This is a genomic window from Nocardiopsis sp. CC223A, assembly GCF_030766825.1.
In the GTDB taxonomy this organism is placed as follows: domain Bacteria; phylum Actinomycetota; class Actinomycetes; order Streptosporangiales; family Streptosporangiaceae; genus Nocardiopsis.
Genome location: NZ_JASFDV010000036.1, coordinates 18,472 through 35,929, shown reverse-complemented (window position 1 = coordinate 35,929; position 17,458 = coordinate 18,472). Strand labels below are relative to the sequence as shown.

15 protein-coding genes are annotated in these 17,458 nt (G+C 70.9%); 6 read left to right on the top strand and 9 right to left on the bottom strand.

The annotated features are described in order from the left end of the window. Positions 1-28: 28 nt before the first annotated feature. From QJS33_RS16160 to QJS33_RS16150, 3 genes are read right to left on the bottom strand one after another with little or no spacing between them, the layout of a single operon-like run. Entirely contained in the window at positions 29-775 is a 747-nt protein-coding gene (locus QJS33_RS16160) for a succinate dehydrogenase/fumarate reductase iron-sulfur subunit (protein ID WP_306368807.1), read from the bottom strand. Next, positions 772-2,718, bottom strand: a complete 1,947-nt coding sequence (locus QJS33_RS16155) for a fumarate reductase/succinate dehydrogenase flavoprotein subunit (RefSeq protein WP_306368806.1) — start codon at positions 2,716-2,718, stop codon at positions 772-774. Before QJS33_RS16155 ends, QJS33_RS16160 begins: the two co-directional genes overlap by 4 nt. Further along, the gene (locus QJS33_RS16150) at positions 2,718-3,371 is read right to left on the bottom strand and encodes a succinate dehydrogenase cytochrome b subunit (RefSeq protein WP_306368805.1); all 654 of its coding nucleotides are present in this window, start codon (positions 3,369-3,371) and stop codon (positions 2,718-2,720) included. The genes QJS33_RS16155 and QJS33_RS16150 overlap by 1 nt, the downstream gene beginning before the upstream one ends. Before the next feature lie 131 nt (positions 3,372-3,502). On the opposite strand from QJS33_RS16150, the gene QJS33_RS16145 reads away from it, so the two are divergent. From QJS33_RS16145 to QJS33_RS16120, 5 genes are all read left to right on the top strand, one after another. Next, positions 3,503-4,471, top strand: a complete 969-nt coding sequence (locus QJS33_RS16145; protein WP_306368804.1) for a LysR family transcriptional regulator — start codon at positions 3,503-3,505, stop codon at positions 4,469-4,471. Positions 4,472-4,760: 289 nt separating this feature from the next. Further along, the gene (locus tag QJS33_RS16140; RefSeq protein ID WP_306368803.1) at positions 4,761-5,585 is read left to right on the top strand and encodes a hypothetical protein; all 825 of its coding nucleotides are present in this window, start codon (positions 4,761-4,763) and stop codon (positions 5,583-5,585) included. A gap of 37 nt (positions 5,586-5,622) precedes the next feature. Next, entirely contained in the window at positions 5,623-7,551 is a 1,929-nt protein-coding gene (locus QJS33_RS16135; protein WP_306368802.1) for a fumarate reductase/succinate dehydrogenase flavoprotein subunit, read from the top strand. Further along, complete coding sequence (locus tag QJS33_RS16130; RefSeq protein WP_306368801.1) at positions 7,548-8,336, top strand: succinate dehydrogenase/fumarate reductase iron-sulfur subunit; 789 nt, start codon at positions 7,548-7,550, stop codon at positions 8,334-8,336. Before QJS33_RS16135 ends, QJS33_RS16130 begins: the two co-directional genes overlap by 4 nt. A 320-nt stretch (positions 8,337-8,656) precedes the next feature. After that, entirely contained in the window at positions 8,657-9,778 is a 1,122-nt protein-coding gene (locus QJS33_RS16120; RefSeq protein WP_306368800.1) for a DNA alkylation repair protein, read from the top strand. Positions 9,779-9,791: 13 nt separating this feature from the next. On the opposite strand, the gene QJS33_RS16115 is transcribed toward QJS33_RS16120, so the two are convergent. The 5 genes from QJS33_RS16115 to QJS33_RS16095 form a co-directional block, all read right to left on the bottom strand. After that, positions 9,792-10,142, bottom strand: a complete 351-nt coding sequence (locus QJS33_RS16115) for a hypothetical protein (protein ID WP_306368799.1) — start codon at positions 10,140-10,142, stop codon at positions 9,792-9,794. Between the two features lie 231 nt (positions 10,143-10,373). Next, the gene (locus QJS33_RS16110; RefSeq protein ID WP_306368798.1) at positions 10,374-11,009 is read right to left on the bottom strand and encodes an MBL fold metallo-hydrolase; all 636 of its coding nucleotides are present in this window, start codon (positions 11,007-11,009) and stop codon (positions 10,374-10,376) included. A 110-nt stretch (positions 11,010-11,119) separates the two neighbouring features. Beyond that, complete coding sequence (locus QJS33_RS16105; protein WP_306368797.1) at positions 11,120-12,121, bottom strand: adenylate/guanylate cyclase domain-containing protein; 1,002 nt, start codon at positions 12,119-12,121, stop codon at positions 11,120-11,122. Positions 12,122-12,242: 121 nt separating this feature from the next. Continuing rightward, a complete protein-coding gene (locus QJS33_RS16100) occupies positions 12,243-12,761 on the bottom strand; it encodes a PH domain-containing protein (RefSeq protein WP_306368796.1) in 519 nt (172 codons plus the stop codon). Between the two features lie 114 nt (positions 12,762-12,875). Continuing rightward, positions 12,876-13,733: a biotin--[acetyl-CoA-carboxylase] ligase gene (locus QJS33_RS16095; protein WP_306368795.1), complete on the bottom strand. Its 858-nt coding sequence runs from the start codon at positions 13,731-13,733 to the stop codon at positions 12,876-12,878. A gap of 136 nt (positions 13,734-13,869) precedes the next feature. Between QJS33_RS16095 and QJS33_RS16090 the strand changes: the two genes are divergently transcribed. Then, on the top strand, positions 13,870-14,646 hold the full coding sequence (locus tag QJS33_RS16090; RefSeq protein WP_306368794.1) for a Uma2 family endonuclease: 777 nt from the start codon (positions 13,870-13,872) through the stop codon (positions 14,644-14,646). 71 nt (positions 14,647-14,717) lie between these two features. Here QJS33_RS16090 and QJS33_RS16085 read toward each other — a convergent pair whose 3' ends face one another. Next, entirely contained in the window at positions 14,718-17,288 is a 2,571-nt protein-coding gene (locus tag QJS33_RS16085; protein ID WP_306368833.1) for a phosphoenolpyruvate carboxylase, read from the bottom strand. Positions 17,289-17,458: the final 170 nt, after the last annotated feature.

The following is a 17,458-nucleotide window of genomic DNA, read 5'->3' as shown; positions in this document are numbered from 1 at the left end:
CGGCCCCGATGCGACAGGTGTCGGCCGGTCAGCCGACGCCCTTGGCGAGGGAACCCAGCAGGTCGCGGTTGAGCTGGGAGATCGTGTCCAGCGGGATGCCCTTGGGGCAGACCGCCGCGCACTCACCGATGTTGGTGCAGCCGCCGAAGTCCTCTTCGTCGTGCTGGCTGATCATGTTGACCACGCGGGAGGCCCGCTCCGGCTGCCCCTGCGGGAGCATGCCGAGGTGGGTGACCTTCGCGGCCGTGAACAGCATGCCGGAGGCGTTCGGGCAGGCCGCCACGCAGGCGCCGCAGCCGATGCAGGTCGCGGCGTCGAACGCGCGGTCGGCGTCCGGCTTCGGGATCGGGTTGGCGTGGGCGTCGGGGGCGGTGCCCGTCGGGGCGCTGATGTAGCCGCCCGCCTGGATGATCCGGTCGAAGGCGCCGCGGTCGACGACCAGGTCCTTGATGACCGGGAACGCCTTGGCCCGCCACGGCTCCACGGTGATGGTGTCGCCGTCTTTGAAGCTGCGCATGTGCAGCTGGCAGGTGGTGGTGACCTCCGGGCCGTGGGCCTCGCCGTCGATCACGACACCACAGGCGCCGCAGATGCCCTCACGGCAGTCGTGGTCGAACGCGACCGGGTCCTCGTTCTCCAGCGTGAGCTTCTCGTTGAGGACGTCGAGCATCTCCAGGAACGACATGTCCGGGGAGACGTCCGTGAGCTTGTAGGTGACCAACCGGCCCTGGTCGTCCCGGCCCTTCTGGCGCCATACGCGCAGGCTGATGTTCACTTGTAGCTCCGCTGCTTCATCTCGACGTACTCGTACTCCAGGGCTTCCTTGCGGAGCACGGGCTTGTTGCCGTCCCCGGCGAACTCCCAGGCCGCGACGTAGGCGAACTCGTCGTCGTGACGCAGCGCCTCGCCGTCCTCGGTCTGGCTCTCGGCGCGGAAGTGGCCGCCGCAGGACTCGCGGCGGTGCAGGGCGTCGATGCACATGAGCTCGCCCAGCTCCAGGAAGTCGGCGACGCGGCCGGCCTTCTCCAGGGCCTGGTTGAGCTCGTCGTTGGTACCGAGCACCTTGACGTCGCGCCAGAACTCCTCGCGCAGGTTGCGGATGAGCTCGATGGCCTTGGTGAGGCCCTCCTCGCTGCGCTCCATGCCGCAGTACTCCCACATGATGTGGCCGAGCTCCTTGTGGAAGGAGTCGACGGTGCGGGAGCCCTGGAGGGACAGGAACGTGTTGATCCGGGAGGTGACCTGCTCCTTGGCCGCGACGGCCTCGGGGTGCGACTCGTCGATCTTCTCGAACGGGCCGGCGGCCAGGTAGTCGTTGATGGTGTTGGGCAGGACGAAGTAGCCGTCGGCCAGACCCTGCATCAGCGCGCTGGCGCCCAGGCGGTTGGCGCCGTGGTCGGAGAAGTTGGCCTCACCGGTCACGAACAGGCCCGGGATGGTGCTCTGTAGGTCGTAGTCGACCCACAGACCGCCCATGGTGTAGTGGACGGCCGGGTAGATGCGCATCGGAACCTCGTACGGGTTCTCGCCGGTGATGCGCTGGTACATGTCGAACAGGTTGCCGTACTTGGCCTCGACGGCCGCCCGTCCCATGCGCTGGATCGCGTCGGCGAAGTCCAGGTAGACGCCCAGTCCGCCGGGGCCGACGCCGCGGCCCTCGTCACAGACGTTCTTGGCGGCGCGGGAGGCGATGTCACGCGGCACCAGGTTGCCGAAGGACGGGTAGATGCGCTCCAGGTAGTAGTCGCGCTCGGCCTCGGGGATCTGCCGCGGGTCGCGGGTGTCGCCGTGCTCCTTGGGCACCCAGATACGGCCGTCGTTGCGCAGCGACTCGCTCATCAGGGTCAGCTTGGACTGGTAGTCGCCGCTGACCGGGATGCAGGTCGGGTGGATCTGCGTGTAGCAGGGGTTGGCGAAGAGCGCGCCCTTGCGGTGCGCGCGCCAGCTCGCGGTGACGTTGCAGCCCATGGCGTTCGTCGACAGGAAGAACACGTTGCCGTAGCCGCCGGTGGCCAGCACGACCGCGTCCGCGAAGTGCGTCTCGATCTCGCCGGTGACCATGTCGCGGGCGATGATGCCGCGGGCCTTGCCGTCCACCACGATCAGTTCGAGCATCTCGTGGCGGGTGTTCATCTGGACGGTGCCGGCCGCGATCTGCCGCTCCAGCGCCTGGTAGGCGCCGATCAGCAGCTGCTGTCCCGTCTGGCCGCGGGCGTAGAAGGTGCGGGAGACCTGCACGCCGCCGAAGGAGCGGTTGTCGAGCAGGCCGCCGTACTCGCGCGCGAAGGGGACGCCCTGGGCCACGCACTGGTCGATGATCTCGACGCTGGTCTGGGCCAGGCGGTAGACGTTCGACTCGCGGGAGCGGAAGTCGCCGCCCTTGACGGTGTCGTAGAACAGCCGGTAGATGCTGTCGCCGTCGTTGCGGTAGTTCTTAGCCGCGTTGATGCCGCCCTGCGCCGCGATGGAGTGGGCGCGGCGCGGGCTGTCCTGGTAGCAGAACGAGGTGACGTTGTAGCCCGCCTCGCCCAGGGTCGCGGCCGCGGAGGCGCCGGCCAGGCCGGTGCCGACGATGATCACGGAGAGCTTGCGCCGGTTCGCGGGGTTGACCAGCTTGGCGGAGAAGCGGCGCTTGTCCCAGCGCTCGTTGATCGGCCCCTCGGGGGCCTTCTCGTCCCGGATCGGGTCGCCGACGACGAAGTAGTCGGTGTCAGACATTACTTACTCACCAGTCCAAAGGTGACCGCCAGGGGCGGGAGCAGGAAGCCGATGGTCACGATCAGGGAGATGGCCACGGCCACCGCGTTGATCTTGCCCTGGCGGGACTCCTTGTTCGCACCGAGCGTGGCCATGGCACTCCAGATGCCGTGCCGGAGGTGGAAGCCGACCGCGATGACGGCGGCGACGTAGAACAGGGTGATGTACCAGAACTCGGGCTGGAACCCGTTCACGAGCCGCTCGTAGGGGCTGTCGGACGCGCCGCCGGGCGCGATGACGTTGACGGTCAGGTGCAGGATGTGGAAGACCACGAAGAGCGCGATGAGGACGCCGCCGTACCGCATGGTGTACGAGGCGTAGGTGCGCTGGACGCGCTTCTTCACCTGGTAGCGGTTCTGCCGGGCGCGGCCGGCGCGACGCCACAGGATGACCACCGCGTAGATGTGGATCAGGACGCTCGCCAGCAGGACGATGCGCGCGATCCACAGGAAGCCGGACTCGGGCAGGATCGGGTAGCCCAGCTCGCGCAGGCCGTGCGCGTAGCCGTCGAACGCCGCCTGGCCCGAGAAGACCTTCAGGTTGCCGTACATGTGCGCGATCAAATACAGCACGAGGATCGTCCCGGTGACAGCCATCGCTGACTTGAGTGCCACCGTGGACCCGTAGGCCGTAGACCGCTTCTTGGTCAAGGTACTGTTCGCCACAGCCTGCCACTTTAAATTCGAGTTAAGTCCGACGTCTAAGGCATCAGGACTCTGGTCTCCATAGCCATAGGCTATGGATCATGCAGTTCCAACAGCTCGCCTACTTCGTCGCCGTCGCCCGCACACGCCATTTCACCCGCGCAGCCGAGCTTTCCCGCGTCGCCCAGCCGAGCTTGAGCAAACAGATCCGCAGCCTTGAGAGGGAGTTGGGCGCGCCGTTATTCAGTCGTGCCCGGGGGAATATCACACTCACTCCGGCCGGCGAAGCGCTGCTTCCGCTGGCCCAGCGCATCCTGACGGACCTGGAGACGGCCCGGCGCGAGGTGGCCGAACTGGCGGGGGTGCGCCGGGGCCGGGTCCGCCTGGGGGCCACCCCCTCGCTGTGCGCGGGGCTGCTCGCGGACGTGCTCGCCGATTTCCACACCCGCTTCCCGGGGATCGAGCTGAACGTGGAGGAGAGCGGGTCCCGTGACCTCATCCGCGACCTGGGCCGGGGCGAGCTGGACCTGGCGCTGATCATCCTGCCCCTCCAGAGCAGCGACCCGGACCTGTCCACCATCCCGATCCTGCGGGAGAACCTGGTGGTGGCCAGCCCGATGGCGCGGCCCTCCCCCACCGGGCGGGCGTCGATCCGGATCACGGAGCTGCGGGACCGGCCGCTGGTGATGTTCCGGCGGGGGTACGACGTGCGCGAGGCGACGCTGCGGGCGTGCCGGGCGGCGGGGTTCGAGCCGGAGCTGGCGGTGGAGGGCGGCGAGATGGACGCCGTGCTGCGGTTCGTGGAGGCGGGGCTGGGCCTGGCGGTGGTGCCGAGCATGGTGCTGAAGAACCGCCCGGGCCTGCGGGGGACGCCGCTGGCCCGGCCCCGGCTGCTGCGGACGGTGGCGCTGGCGCGGCGCAAGGACGTGGACCCCTCGCACTCGGCGGACGCGTTCCGCCGCCACCTCAACGAGTACCTGCTGGGGATGTCGCCGCAGGAGCTGGGGCCGGATCTGGAGGTGCTGATCACCGACCCGGAGGCGGGCGGCCGGGAAAGGGACGGGGGTTGACCACTACCACTTACATCACTTGACCACCAAAAGAGCCGAACATCCCAAAGGGCTATCTTTTTCTGTTTTTATGACATAGGCGCACAAAAAACAGAAAAAGAGTGACGCGTTTCACATCTTTTTCCCCGGGGTTTCGTGGAACCTGATATGTGACCGTCATCACAGCCACCTAACGTGGCGTGACAGAGCGGTTCCCTTCCGGCCACCCCAGGCCGGCCGGCACTCACGGAGGCGCCACGGTGGAGGCGCGGTCACCCCGCGGCCCTTCCCCGGGGCCCTCCCACTGGAGGTGGAGACGACGGTGACCCCGCCCGACGGCGCGACCCCCGCACGCGCCCGGATACAGATCCCGCAGCGCACCCTGCGCACCGACCGATGGTGGCTCGGCCCCCTGTTCACCACACTGGGCCTGGCCACCTTCGTCGTCTACGCGACCCTGCGGGTCTTCCAACAGGACCACTACTGGGTCCAGGAACACCACTACCTGACCCCGTTCTACTCGCCCTGCCTGGCCGCCCAGTGCGCGCCCGACGCCGCGCTGTTCGGGCGCCTGCCGGTGGAGTTCCCGCCGCTGGTCCCCTACGCCCTGCTCAGCCTGCCGTTCCTGCTGCTGTTCCGGCTGACCTGCTACTACTACCGCAAGGCCTACTACCGTTCGATCTGGCAGGCGCCCACGGCCTGCGCCGTCCGGGAGCCGCACCGGTCCTACACCGGTGAGACCCGGCCGCTGATGCTCCCGCAGAACGCGCACCGGTACTTCTTCTACGTCGCCTTCGTCATCACCGTGATCAACACCTGGGACATGCTCGTCCCCTTCTTCCACGGGACGGACGGCGGCTTCGGCATCGGCCTGGGCAACGTGATCATGGTCGTCAACGTGCTGATGCTGTGGGGCTACACGCTCAGCTGCCACTCCTGCCGCCACATCATGGGCGGCCGCCTGCGCAACTTCGGCCGCCACCCGGTCCGCTACCGCCTGTGGACGGGCGTCTCCCGGCTCAACGACCGGCACATGTACTTCGGCTGGGCGAGCATCGCCACCCTCATCGCCACCGACGCCTACGTCGCGCTCATGGCGAGCGGGGTCATCTCCGACCTGCGCTTCCTCAACTGAACCCTCTGGGCACGAGGCCGACCCGGAAAGGCACACGATGGCTCCTCCGAGAGCACCCGGCGTGACCCGCCACACCTACGACGTGGTCGTGATCGGGGCGGGCGGCGCGGGACTGCGCGCCGCTATCGCCGCCCGCGAACAGGGCATGCGCACCGCCGTCATCTCCAAATCGCTGTTCGGCAAGGCGCACACGGTGATGGCCGAGGGCGGCGCCGCGGCCGCGCTGGGCAACGCCAACCCCGCCGACGAGTGGCGGGTCCACTTCCGCGACACCATCCGCGGCGGCAAGTTCCTCAACGACCCCCGCATGGCCGAGCTGCACGCGCGCGAGGCCCCCGACCGCATCCTGGAGCTGGAGTACTGGGGAGCGCTGTTCGACCGGACCCCCGACGGCCGGATCAGCCAGCGCAACTTCGGCGGGCACGAGTACCCGCGCCTGGCGCACGTGGGCGACCGCACCGGGCTGGAGATGATCCGCACCCTCCAGCAGCGGATCGTGGCGCTCCAACAGGCCGACGCAGCCGAGCTGGGCGACCCCGACGCGATGCTGCGGGTCTTCCCCGAGACCGCGGTCACCGAGCTGCTGCTGCACGACGGGGCGATCGCCGGGGCGTTCGGCTACCGCCGCGAGGACGGCGGGTTCGTCGTGTTCGAGGCGCCGGCGGTGGTCCTGGCCACCGGCGGCATCGGCAAGATGTTCCGGACCACCTCCAACTCCTGGGAGTACACCGGCGACGGCCACGCGCTGGCGCTGCGGGCCGGGGCGTCGCTCATCAACATGGAGTTCGTCCAGTTCCACCCCACCGGCATGGTCTGGCCGCCGTCGGTACGGGGCATCCTCGTCACCGAGTCCGTGCGCGGCGACGGCGGGGTGCTGCGCAACTCCGAGGGCCGCCGCTTCATGTTCGACTACGTCCCCGACGTGTTCCGCGCCCAGTACGCGGAGACGGAGCAGGAGGCGGACGGCTGGTACGACGACCCGGCGAACCACCGCAGGCCGCCGGAGCTGCTGCCGCGCGATGAGGTGGCGCGGGCGATCAACAGCGAGGTCAAGGCCGGGCGGGGCTCCCCGCACGGCGGGGTGTTCCTGGACGTGTCCACCCGGCTGCCCGCCGAGGAGATCCGCCGCCGCCTGCCGTCCATGCACCACCAGTTCAAGGAGCTGGCGGACGTGGACATCACCGCCGAACCGATGGAGGTGGGCCCCACCTGCCACTACGTGATGGGCGGGGTGCGGGTGGCGGCGGAGACCGCCGCCTCCGACGTGCCCGGGCTGTTCGCGGCCGGCGAGGTGGCGGGCGGCATGCACGGCTCCAACCGGCTGGGCGGCAACTCCCTGTCGGACCTGCTGGTGTTCGGCCGCCGCGCCGGCCTGGGCGCGGCCGGGTACGTCGCCGGGCTCGCCGAGCGCGCGCCCTACGACCGCGTGGCGGACCGGGTGTCCGCGGCCGCCGAGCACGCGCTGGCGTTCCTCAAGCAGGGCACCGGGGAGAACCCGTACACGCTCCACTCCGACCTCCAGGACACCATGAACGACCTGGTCGGGATCATCCGGCGCGGGCCGGAACTGGCGCAGGCCCTGGAGCGGCTGGACGGCCTGCTGGAACGCTCCGCGGGGCTGAGCGCCCCCGGCGACCGGGTCTACAACCCGGGCTGGCACCTGGCGATGTCGCTGCCCAACATGCTCGTGGTGTCCCGGGCGATCGCCGCGGCGGCGCTGGAGCGGGAGGAGTCGCGCGGCGGGCACACCCGGGACGACTTCCCGGAGATGTCGGCGCAGTGGCGGCGGATCAACCTGGAGGTCCGTACCGACGGCGGCGACCTGGTCACGGTCGGGCACCGTCCGGTGCCCGACATCCCCGGGGAGCTGCTGTCGGTGTTCGACCCCGACGAGCTGGCCAAGTACCTGACCAAGGAGGAGCTGCCCGAGGCGGCCGACGACGTGGACGAGGAGGAGCGGGCATGAGCGAGCGGTTGTTCCGGGTCTGGCGCGGCGGGGCCGACGGGGAGCTGTCGGAGTACCGGGTGGAGGTGAACGAGGGCGAGGTGGTGCTGGACGTGCTGCACCGCCTCCAGGCCACCCAGACCCCCGACCTGGCGGTGCGCTGGAACTGCAAGGCGGGCAAGTGCGGCTCGTGCTCGATGGAGATCAACGGGATGCCGCGGTTGTCGTGCATGACGCGGATGAGCGTGTTCACCGAGGACGAGACGGTCACGGTGACGCCCCTGCGCACGTTCCCGGTGATCCGGGACCTGGTGTGCGACGTCTCGTTCAACTACGACAAGGCGCGGGAGATCCCGTCCTTCACCCCGGACCCGGCGACGGAGCCCGGGGACTTCCGCATGGCGCAGGTCGATGTGGAACGCTCGCAGGAGTTCCGCAAGTGCATCGAGTGCTTCCTGTGCAACAGCGTGTGCCATGTGATCCGCGACCACGAGGAGAACCAGCCGCACTTCTCCGGTCCGCGGTACCTCATGCGGGTGGCCGAACTGGAGATGCACCCGGAGGACACCGCCGACCGGCGGGCGATCGCCCAGGACGAGTTCGGGCTCGGCTACTGCAACATCACCAAGTGCTGCACGGAGGTGTGCCCGGAGGGCATCCACATCACGGACAACGCGCTCATCCCGATGAAGGAGCGCGTCGCCGACCGCAGGTACGACCCGCTGGTGTGGCTGGGGTCCAAGATCGGAGTCCGCCCCAAGGACACCCCGATCACACCCAACATCCGCCGCCCGGCGGACGACTGAACCGACAACGCGCTCATCCCGATGAAAAAGCGCGCCGCCGACCGCAGGTACGACCCGCTGGTGTGGCTGGGGTCCAAGATCGGAGTCCGCCCCAAGGACACCCCGATCGCACCCAACATCCGCCGCCCGGCGGACGACTGATCCCGGCCGGGGGTGCGGGGCCGGCCGTCCCGCACCCCCGGTGTCGGCGGCCCGCACCCTCTGCGAGTAATGGGGTGTATGCGACGGTCGCGATGAAAGCAACCGATCATCCGCTTGATGGCGAATCTCGACTTTTCCAGGGCGGAGCGGCACACTGTGCCCCCTCGAACGGGGGGTGCATGGCAGACGACAGCAGTCTCAAGAGGCACGTCGGCGGCGAGGCCGCGCGGGTGCTGGGCACAGCGGTCCGGGAGCGGCTCCCGGAGTTCGATGTGGAGGGCTACGCCGCCGAGGTGGCGGCCCGGGTCGGCCCGCTGGAGCTCAAGGACCGGGTGATGGTGATGGCCGAGGGCCTGCGCGCCCGGCTGCCCGCCGCCTACCCCGAGGCCGTCGCGGTGCTCGTGGACTCCCTGGGCGAGGACCTGGTGGACGGTGCCGGGATGTACGCGCAGGGCTTCCACCTGATGGCGGTGGCCCGGTTCGTGGAGGAGTACGGGGTGTCCCACCCCGAGGCGTCGCTGCCCGCCCTGGTGGCGATCACCCGGCGCCACACCTCCGAGTTCGCGGTGCGTCCCTTCCTGGTGCACCACCGGGAGGCGGCCCTGAAGCTGATGCACGCCTGCGCCGTCGACCCCGACCCCAACGTGCGGCGGTTCGCCAGCGAGGGCCTGCGGCCACGGCTGCCCTGGGCCCGGCGGCTGCCGGAGTTCGTCGCCGACCCGGAACCGGTGCTGGAGGTCCTGGAGGTGCTGCGCAACGACCCGTCGGCGTACGTGCGCACCTCGGTCGCCAACAACCTCAACGACATCTCGCGCGACCACCCCGGCCGCGTCCTGGACCTGGCCGAGCGGTGGTCCCGGGAGAGCCCGACACCGGAGACCGCCTGGACCGTCCGGCACGCACTGCGCACCCTGGTCAAGAAGGGCGACCAGCGGGCCCTGGCGCTGCTGGGCGCGACCGGCGGCGACCGCGTGGACGCCCGGGAGCCGGCCCTGTCCCCCGCCGTGCTGGACCTGGGGGGCGAACTCCGGGTGCGGGTGGAGCTGGTCAACACCGACGACCGCCCGCACACGGTCATCGTGGACTACCGGGTGCATTACGTGAAGGCCGACGGCTCCCGCCGCCCCAAGGTGTTCAAGTGGACCACGGTGGAGCTGTGCGCGGGCGAACGTCGCACGCTGGTCAAACGGCACCGGGTGAAGCCGATCAGCACCCGCACCCACCACCCGGGCGAGCACCTGGTGGAGGTGCAGGTCAACGGGGTGATCAAGGCGGCCGCCCCGTTCGAGCTGCGGGTCTGAGCCGCCCGGCCGGTCAGACCCCCGCGGCGATGAGCGGGCGCATGTCCAGACGGTGCACCCCGGCGGGGCCCCGGGGGTCCCAGCCGTCGGCGAGCGCGGTGCGGATCGACGCGGCGACCCGGGACGGGGTGATGGGCTCGGGCATGGCCTCGTCGGGCGAGCAGTACGTGCAGCAGTAATGGGACAGCGGGGGCAAGTCGCCCAGGGTGACCGAGAGCAGGCGGCCGGGCGCGTCCTCACGCTCGACGGCGAACGTCAGGGGACGGGAGCGGGCCTCGGTGATACTGCGGCGGGAGCGGTGGCGCCAGCGGTAGGCGACGCCGTCGACGATGATCCTGCGGGTGCCCTTCCTGGGCATGGTCATCGGGGCCTCGTTCGGTCGGGGACGGTGGCGGGCACCACGGTAGGGACCACGGGCCCCGGTACGCCACGGGTTTTCCGCCCGTCGATGGTGTCCCACCGAGTGGTGCGACTTCGTTCGACTCCAGAGCCACGGAGGCGACGACGCGCTGGTCGGCGATTCGTTTCCGTTCGGACGACCGTTGTCCTCACACCACTCCACGGGACATGATCCGCCCGTCGGCCCCGGCGCCGGCTAGAAGCCGCGGGCCGCCCAGTCGTCCAGGTGCGCGGCCGCCTCGGCGACGGTGGTCGACTCCCCGTGCCCGGGGTGGACGACCGTCTCCCCCGGCAGCACCGCCAGGTGGTCGCGGATGGACGCGATGATGGTCGGGAAGTCCGACAGCGGCTGCCCGGTGGCCCCCGGCCCGTCCGGGAAGAGCGTGTCCCCGGTGAACACCGCGCCGATGGCGGGGGCGTACAGGCTCACCCCGCCGGGCGTGTGCCCGGGGGTGTGCAGGATCTGTAGCTCGATCCCGCCGACCTGGAGGGCCTCGCCGTGCAGCAGCGGGGCGTCCGGCTCCTGGTCGGGGTACACCCGGTGCCACAGGTCGGCGTCGTCGGGGTGCAGCAGGATCGGGCTGTCGGTCAGCTCGGCCAGCGCCACCGCCGCGTTGATGTGGTCGGTGTGGCCGTGGGTGCACACGATGGCCATGAGCTCGCGGTCGCCCAGGCCGCGGGCGATGGCCTGGTGGTCGTGGGCGGCGTCGATGACGATCGCGCTCTCCTCGTCGCCGACGATCCACACGTTGTTCTCGATCGCGGATTCGGCGCCCTCAAGACTGAGCACCCCCGAGGTGCGCAGGTGCACGACCGGGTACGGGTCGGTCATTGAAGCCTCCACCACCTGACGTCCGCTACTGGTTCCGGCGGTTCCGAGCCTATCCCGAGCGAACCCGCCCGCACACGTCCTCGGCCCGGAGCCGCCGGAGAGCCGCGGGTTCAGGCGGTGACACCGGGCTCGAAGTTGCGGCGCAGGGCGTAGGGCTGGATGAGGCCCAGCCCGTGGGCGTGCCGCGCCCGCACCTTGACCACCTGGAGTCCCTCGGCCTCGCCCAGGCTGTGGGCCAGCTCCTCGTCGATGAGGACGGTGCCGGGCCGGGCGAAGGAGGTGAGGCGGCTGGACCGGTTGACGGTGGTGCCGAACACGTCGCCGTGCAGGGTGAGCACCGGACCGGAGGACAGGCCCACCCGCACGTCGGGGACCTCCACGTGGGTCTTCACCCCCGAGGCCAGGCGCAGGGCGATGTCGGCGGCCTTGACGGGGTCGTCGGCCACGTAGAGCACCTCGTCGCCGAGGGTCTTGACGACCCGGCCGCCGCCGGAGGCGACGATGTCGGCGGCGGTGGCCTCGAAGCCCTCCACCACCTGGGCCAGCTCCACCTCGTCGAGTTCGCGGCTGAGGGTGGTGAAGGAGACCAGGTCGGCGAACCCGACGATGAGCGGGTAGTAGTTGGGCACCACCCCGTCGACGCCGTTGGACATCACGGCCAGGGTGCGGGCGGTGGAGGCGGCCAGCTGGCGGCGCCAGATGTGCAGCAGCAACCGCTCCACGTCCGGCAGCAGCTCCTTGACCTGGTTCATCAGCGGCCCGGCGCCCCCGACGCCGGTCCCTTCGCGGAACAGCAGGGTGCTGAGGATGCTGGTCTGCCAGTCGGCCAGCCGCGCCATGGTCTGCCCCATCGCGCGGGCGAAGCGGACCACCGCCTCCTCGTCGAGGACGTCCTCGTCCAGCAGCCCGGTGGCCAGGCGCAGGGCCTCGACGTCGCTCTCGGTGAAGATGACGGTGTCGTCGCTCTGTGTGGGGAAGCCCAGGGCACGCCAGATGCGACCGGCGAGCTCGGGGTCGGCCGCGGCCAGCTCGATCGCCTGCTCCCTGGTGTAGACCGCCTCACCGCCCAGGAGAGCGGTCTCGATCACTTTCGGGTCAGGACGCGACGACATACGTTCTCTTTCACGGAACCGTCCCCGCCCGTGCGGGGAGCGAGTACTGGGGGCCACCGCGTCGGCGCCGCGGGGTCCACCTCCAGCTTACGCCGGAGACCGCCGCCGCTCCGGGCGGCCGTCACCGGGGGTCGGTGGGGGACTCCGGCCGGTGCGCGTCGTTGACCCGTTTGTAGATCTCCGACTGGAACCACTCCGGGCGTGGGACCTTCTTGAGGATGATGGCCTCCTGCTCGGAGGCCGACTGCACCGTCAACGTCCCGTACCTCATGATGCGTTCCCACACCGACATGCTGAAGGCGACGTCGTTGACCCGGGTGAGCGGCATGTCCCGCCCCTGCCGGGAGATGAGTCCGTCGCGCGTCATCAGGCGGCGGTTGGTGAGGATGTAGACGGTCGAGGTCCAGCGCAACAGGGGGATGAGCCAGAAGGCCAGCGCGGCGATCAGGGCGAGGATCCCGAGCACCCCGGCGGCGATGGGCGCCCACTCCTCCTGCCAGGGCAGGAACCACAGCGCCGCGGCGGTGGCGGCGATGATGAGCACCAGGGCCGTGAACTCCTCGATGAGCACGGTCCAGTGCTGGCGGACGACGTGGACGAGTTCCTCGTCGTCGGAGAGATATCGGTCCGCGATAGGCATGGTTGGATCATGGCACAGGCCGGTACCGCCCAGAAAGGCCATGTCGGTGCCCTGTGGACGACGTTGCCCGGAAGTTCCCCGGAACGTCCTCCACCGGCCCGCCCGGGCCGGGCCTCAGCGCGCGGGCCGTACGTACACGACGTCGCCCACGCTCAGGGCCCGTTCCCCCTCGGGTCCGTCGACCACCAGCCGCCCCTCGGCGTCGATCCCGGTCACGACGCCCTCCAGGGTCCGGTCGTCGGGCAGGTGGACCCGGACCCGGCGGCCCAGGGTGGTGCAGACGTCGCGGTAGACCGCGGCCAGGCCGCTGCGCTCGGCGTCGCCGCCGGCCGCCGTCCACATCGTGTACAGCTCCTCGAACTCGCCGAGCAGGGAGGCCAGCAGCACGCCCCGGTCGACGTCGGCGGCGCCCTCCCCGCGCAGGGAGGCGGCGGAGTCCACGGGCAGTTCGTCGGGGGTCTGGGAGACGTTGAGGCCGATGCCGACGACCACGGCCGCCTCGCCCGAGGAGAAGTCGACCTCGGCGAGGATCCCGGCGAGCTTGCCGTCGCCGGCGGCCGGGTCGGCCCGCAACCCCGCGGGGACCAGCAGGTCGTTGGGCCACTTGAGGGCCGCCTCGATCCCGGTGGTGCGGCGCACGGCGCCGACCGCGGCCACACCCATCAGGGCCGACAGCCAGCCAAGCCGGGCGGGCTCCACGGCGGGGCGCAGCAGCAGGGAGACCGTGAGCGCGGCACGCGGCGGGGTGATGAAGCCGCGCCCCATCCGTCCCCGGCCCGCGCTCTGGTGCTCGGCCACCAGCACGCTGCCGTGCGGTGCCCCCTCCCGGCCGCGGGCGGCCAGTTCGGTGTTGGTGGACCCGGCCTCGGGCACCACCTCGATCCGCTCCCACATCCCGCCGGGGCGGATGAGGGCGGCGTTGAGCGCCGCCGCATCGAGCGGCGGGCGCGGAAAGGGATCGGATGCGGCCATGCACCCATTACAGCATTGCGGCATCGCCGAACCCCCGTAGGGAAACGCGGGTGCGGCCAGGGCCCACCGGTTACGCTGAAACCGGCACATCGGTGATCGCCCGCCGCTACATTCGGCTACCGGAGGTGATGCATCTGTGAGCATCACGGAAGTCGACGCGCAGGTGGCCGGACCGTCCCGCTGGGACACCCTGCTGCGCCTCGTGCAGCGGTTGGACCCGACCGGGGACCGGCGGGCCGAGATCATCGAAGGAGTGCTCACCCTCACTGACCTCACCGAGCGATCGGAGGCGGCACGGCAGATGAGCGTCGCGAGAGCGGAGACCGCACCCCGGGTGCCGTCACGCTGGGAAGTCGTCCTGCGCGCCTGGGAACAGCTGGACCTGCCCGAAGGATGGCGGGCCGAGATCATCGAAGGCGACATCCACATCATGACGCCCCCCACCAACGAGCACGGGCACATCGTGAGCCTGCTGCACCGGCAGCTGATCGTGGAGACCATGCGCCCGGGCAGCGGTGCGGCCGACGCCGAGGTCTACCAGGCCATCGGCATGCGCCTGCCGGTCCTGGACAACCACTACATCCCCGACCTGCTGGTCCTGCCCTCCCCCGCTCCGGGGCTCGACGCCGACCAGGTGGCCGCGGACGCCCTTCTGGTGGTGGAGGTGACGTCCAAGAGCACCGCGCACAAGGACCGCAAGGCCAAGCTCTGGGGTTACGCCCACGCCGGCATCCCTCTGTACCTGCTGGTGGACCGGTGGGACCCGGAGACCGGCCAGGGCGAGGTCACCCTCTACTCCGACCCCGCCGACGGCGTGTACACCACCATCGCCAAGACGGCCTTCGGCAAGGAGATCCGCCTCCCCGCCCCCTTCGACCTGACCGTCGACACCTCCGGTTTCCCCACGGACTGAGCCGCCCCGGACGGCACCGCGCCCCGGCCCTCGCGGGAGGACCGGGGCGCGCCGCGCGTGGGGCCGGGCGGTCAGCCGGTGTTCTGGAGTCCGGCGGCGACGCCGCTGACCGACAGCAGCAGGAGCCGCTCCAGGTGCTGCCGGTCCTCGGGCGACAGGGTCTCGGCGTCCTCCGAGCGCAGTGCCTCCAGGGCCCGCAGCTGGAGGTGGGACAGCGCGTCCACGTAGGGGTTGCGCAGGTCCACGGCGCGCGAGAGCACGCGGCGGGTCTCCAGCAGCCGGTAGTGCCCGGTCACCCGCAGCACCAGGTCACGGGTGAGGTCGTACTCGGCCAGGACCCGTTCGCTCATCTCGGGCCGGTCGCCCAGGGCGAGGTAGCGCTCGGCGATGGTGCGGTCGGTCTTGGCCAGGCTCATCTCCGCGTTGTCCAGCAGCGACGCGAACATGGGCCACTCGCGGTAGGCGTCCTGGAGCAGCGACAGGTCGGACACGGCCGCCAGCCCGGTGCCCAGCCCGTACCAGCCGGGCAGGTTGACCCGGGTCTGGGTCCAGGCGAACACCCACGGGATGGCGCGCAGGTCGCCCAGGCCGCGGGCGGCGCCGCGGCGGGCCGGGCGCGAGCCCAGGCGCAGCTCCCCCAGCTCCTCCAGCGGGCTGACCCGGGAGAACCAGGCGGCGAACCCGTCGGCGTTGATGAGGTCGAGGTAGGCCCGCTGGGCGGCGGCCGCGATGGTGTCGGCGTGCGGCCGGTACTTCAGGGCGGCGGAGCGCTCGCGCTCCTGCACCTCGTCGGTGGAGGCCATCAGGACGGCGTGGCCGACCTGCTCGATGTGCCGCCGGGCCAGGTCGGCCTGGCCGTAGCGGGCGAAGATGACCTCGCCCTGTTCGGTGACCTTGAACCGGCCGTCGACCGAGCCGGGCGCCTGGGCGAGCAGGGCGCGGCTGGCCGGGCCGCCGCCGCGGCCCAGGGAGCCGCCGCGGCCGTGGAACAGGGTGAGGCGCACGTCGTGTCGGCGGGCCCAGGCGGCCAGCCGGGCCTGGGCGTCGTACAGCCGCAGGGTGGCGCTGACCGGGCCGACGTCCTTGGCGGAGTCGCTGTAGCCGAGCATCACCTCGACGCGGCGGCCGCTCTGCTCCAGGCGCTCCTGCATCTGCGGGAGTTCGAGCATGCCGTCCAGGACCCCGGGCGAGGCGTCCAGGTCGGCGCCGGTCTCGAAGAGCGGGATGACGTCCAGGACGGGGCGGCGGTCGGCCGGCAGCGCGTACCCGGCCAGCTCGTACACGGCGGCGATGTCGTCGGCGGAGCGGGTGAAGCTGACGATGTAGCGGCGGCAGGCCTCCACGCCGAAGCGCTCCTGGATCCAGGAGACGACCCGGATGGTGTCCAGGACCTCGCGGGTGCGTTCGGTCAGCTCCCCGTCGGGGCCGTGTTCGCGCAGTTCGGCCAGGGCGGCGGCGTGCACCTCGCTGTGCTGGCGGATCTCCAGCTCGGCCAGGTGGAACCCGAAGGTCTCGGCCTGCCAGATGAGGTGCTGGAGTTCGCCGTAGGCCTGCCGGTCCGCCCCGGCGGCGGCCAGGGACTCCTGGACGGTGCGCAGGTCGGCGAGGAACGCCTCGGCGTTCGGGTAGGCCAGGTCGGCGTCGCGCTCGCGGGTGGCGCGCAGCCGGGCGGTGGCGTACAGCAGGAACCGGCGGTGCGGCTCGTTGGGCGAGCGCTCGGAGATCTCCGCCAGCAGCGCGGGCTGTCCGGCACGGGCGGAGGAGAGCGCGTCGAGCAGTGCCGGGGAGGCGGGGGTGAGGTTGCCGTAGGCGGTGAGGGTGCGGGCGACGCGCTCGCAGGCGGTCTCCAGGCCGCGCAGCACGTGCTCGGACTGGATGCGCATGGCCTCGCGGGTCACCTCGTGGGTGACGAAGGGGTTGCCGTCGCGGTCGCCGCCGATCCAGGTGCCGTAGCGGACGAAGGGCACGGCCCGGGGCGGGCGGACGCCGGTGTTCTCGGGGTCCAGGGCCCGGTCCAGGGAGCGGTAGACGTGCGGGATGACGGAGAAGATGGTCTCGTCGAAGGCCGCCAGGGCGGTGCGCACCTCGTCGAGCGGGTCGAGCCGGGTGTAGCGCAGCTGGGAGGTGCGCCAGAGCAGGTCGATCTCCTCCAGCAGGCGACGGTGCGCCTCGGCGGCCTCGGTGCTGCCCTGGTGTGCGCTGTGCCAGGCGTCGAGCTGGGCGCTGATCCGCAGGATGGCGGTGGAGACGGCGCGGCGGCGGGCCTCGGTGGGGTGGGCGGTGAGCACGGGGTGGAACTCCATGCCCGCGACCAGCTCTTCGAGGCGCTCCTCTCCCCCGGCGCCCTCGCGGACGGCGCGGACGGCCGCGGCCAGGGACTCGCGGGGCGGGTTGGCGGCGTCGTCGCGCTCGCGCAGGGTGCGCATGCGCTGGTGCTCCTCGGCCAGGTTGGCGAGGTGGAAGTAGACGGTGAAGGCGCGCGCCACCTGCTTGGCGCGTTCGAGGGGCCAGGCGGCCACCAATGCGGTGATCTCCTCGCCGGTGACGGAACCGTCGCGGGCGCCGATGACCGCGTGGCGGAGTTTTTCGACATCGGCGAGCAGATCCTCGCCGCCGCTCTCCCGAAGCACGGTTCCGAGCATCTCACCGAGCAGCTTGACGTCATTCCGGAGCTGTTCGGGCACTTCCTGGCGCGCACTGTCGCGCTCTGCGCTTACCGCTGTCATAAGGCAGACACTACAGAGAACGGTTCTTCCGGAGCGTTCCCGGGGGCGCATTTCCGAGCTTTTGCCATGGCGTTAACAATTGTTCC

Coding starts and splice junctions, on each gene's coding strand:
- QJS33_RS16155 (WP_306368806.1), bottom strand. CDS start 2,718: ATGTCTGACACCGACTACTTCGTCGTCGGCGACCCGATCCGGGACGAG.
- QJS33_RS16145 (WP_306368804.1), top strand. CDS start 3,503: ATGCAGTTCCAACAGCTCGCCTACTTCGTCGCCGTCGCCCGCACACGC.
- QJS33_RS16135 (WP_306368802.1), top strand. CDS start 5,623: ATGGCTCCTCCGAGAGCACCCGGCGTGACCCGCCACACCTACGACGTG.
- QJS33_RS16130 (WP_306368801.1), top strand. CDS start 7,548: ATGAGCGAGCGGTTGTTCCGGGTCTGGCGCGGCGGGGCCGACGGGGAG.
- QJS33_RS16120 (WP_306368800.1), top strand. CDS start 8,657: ATGGCAGACGACAGCAGTCTCAAGAGGCACGTCGGCGGCGAGGCCGCG.
- QJS33_RS16115 (WP_306368799.1), bottom strand. CDS start 10,142: ATGACCATGCCCAGGAAGGGCACCCGCAGGATCATCGTCGACGGCGTC.
- QJS33_RS16110 (WP_306368798.1), bottom strand. CDS start 11,009: ATGACCGACCCGTACCCGGTCGTGCACCTGCGCACCTCGGGGGTGCTC.
- QJS33_RS16105 (WP_306368797.1), bottom strand. CDS start 12,121: ATGTCGTCGCGTCCTGACCCGAAAGTGATCGAGACCGCTCTCCTGGGC.
- QJS33_RS16100 (WP_306368796.1), bottom strand. CDS start 12,761: ATGCCTATCGCGGACCGATATCTCTCCGACGACGAGGAACTCGTCCAC.
- QJS33_RS16095 (WP_306368795.1), bottom strand. CDS start 13,733: ATGGCCGCATCCGATCCCTTTCCGCGCCCGCCGCTCGATGCGGCGGCG.
- QJS33_RS16085 (WP_306368833.1), bottom strand. CDS start 17,288: ATGCTCGGAACCGTGCTTCGGGAGAGCGGCGGCGAGGATCTGCTCGCC.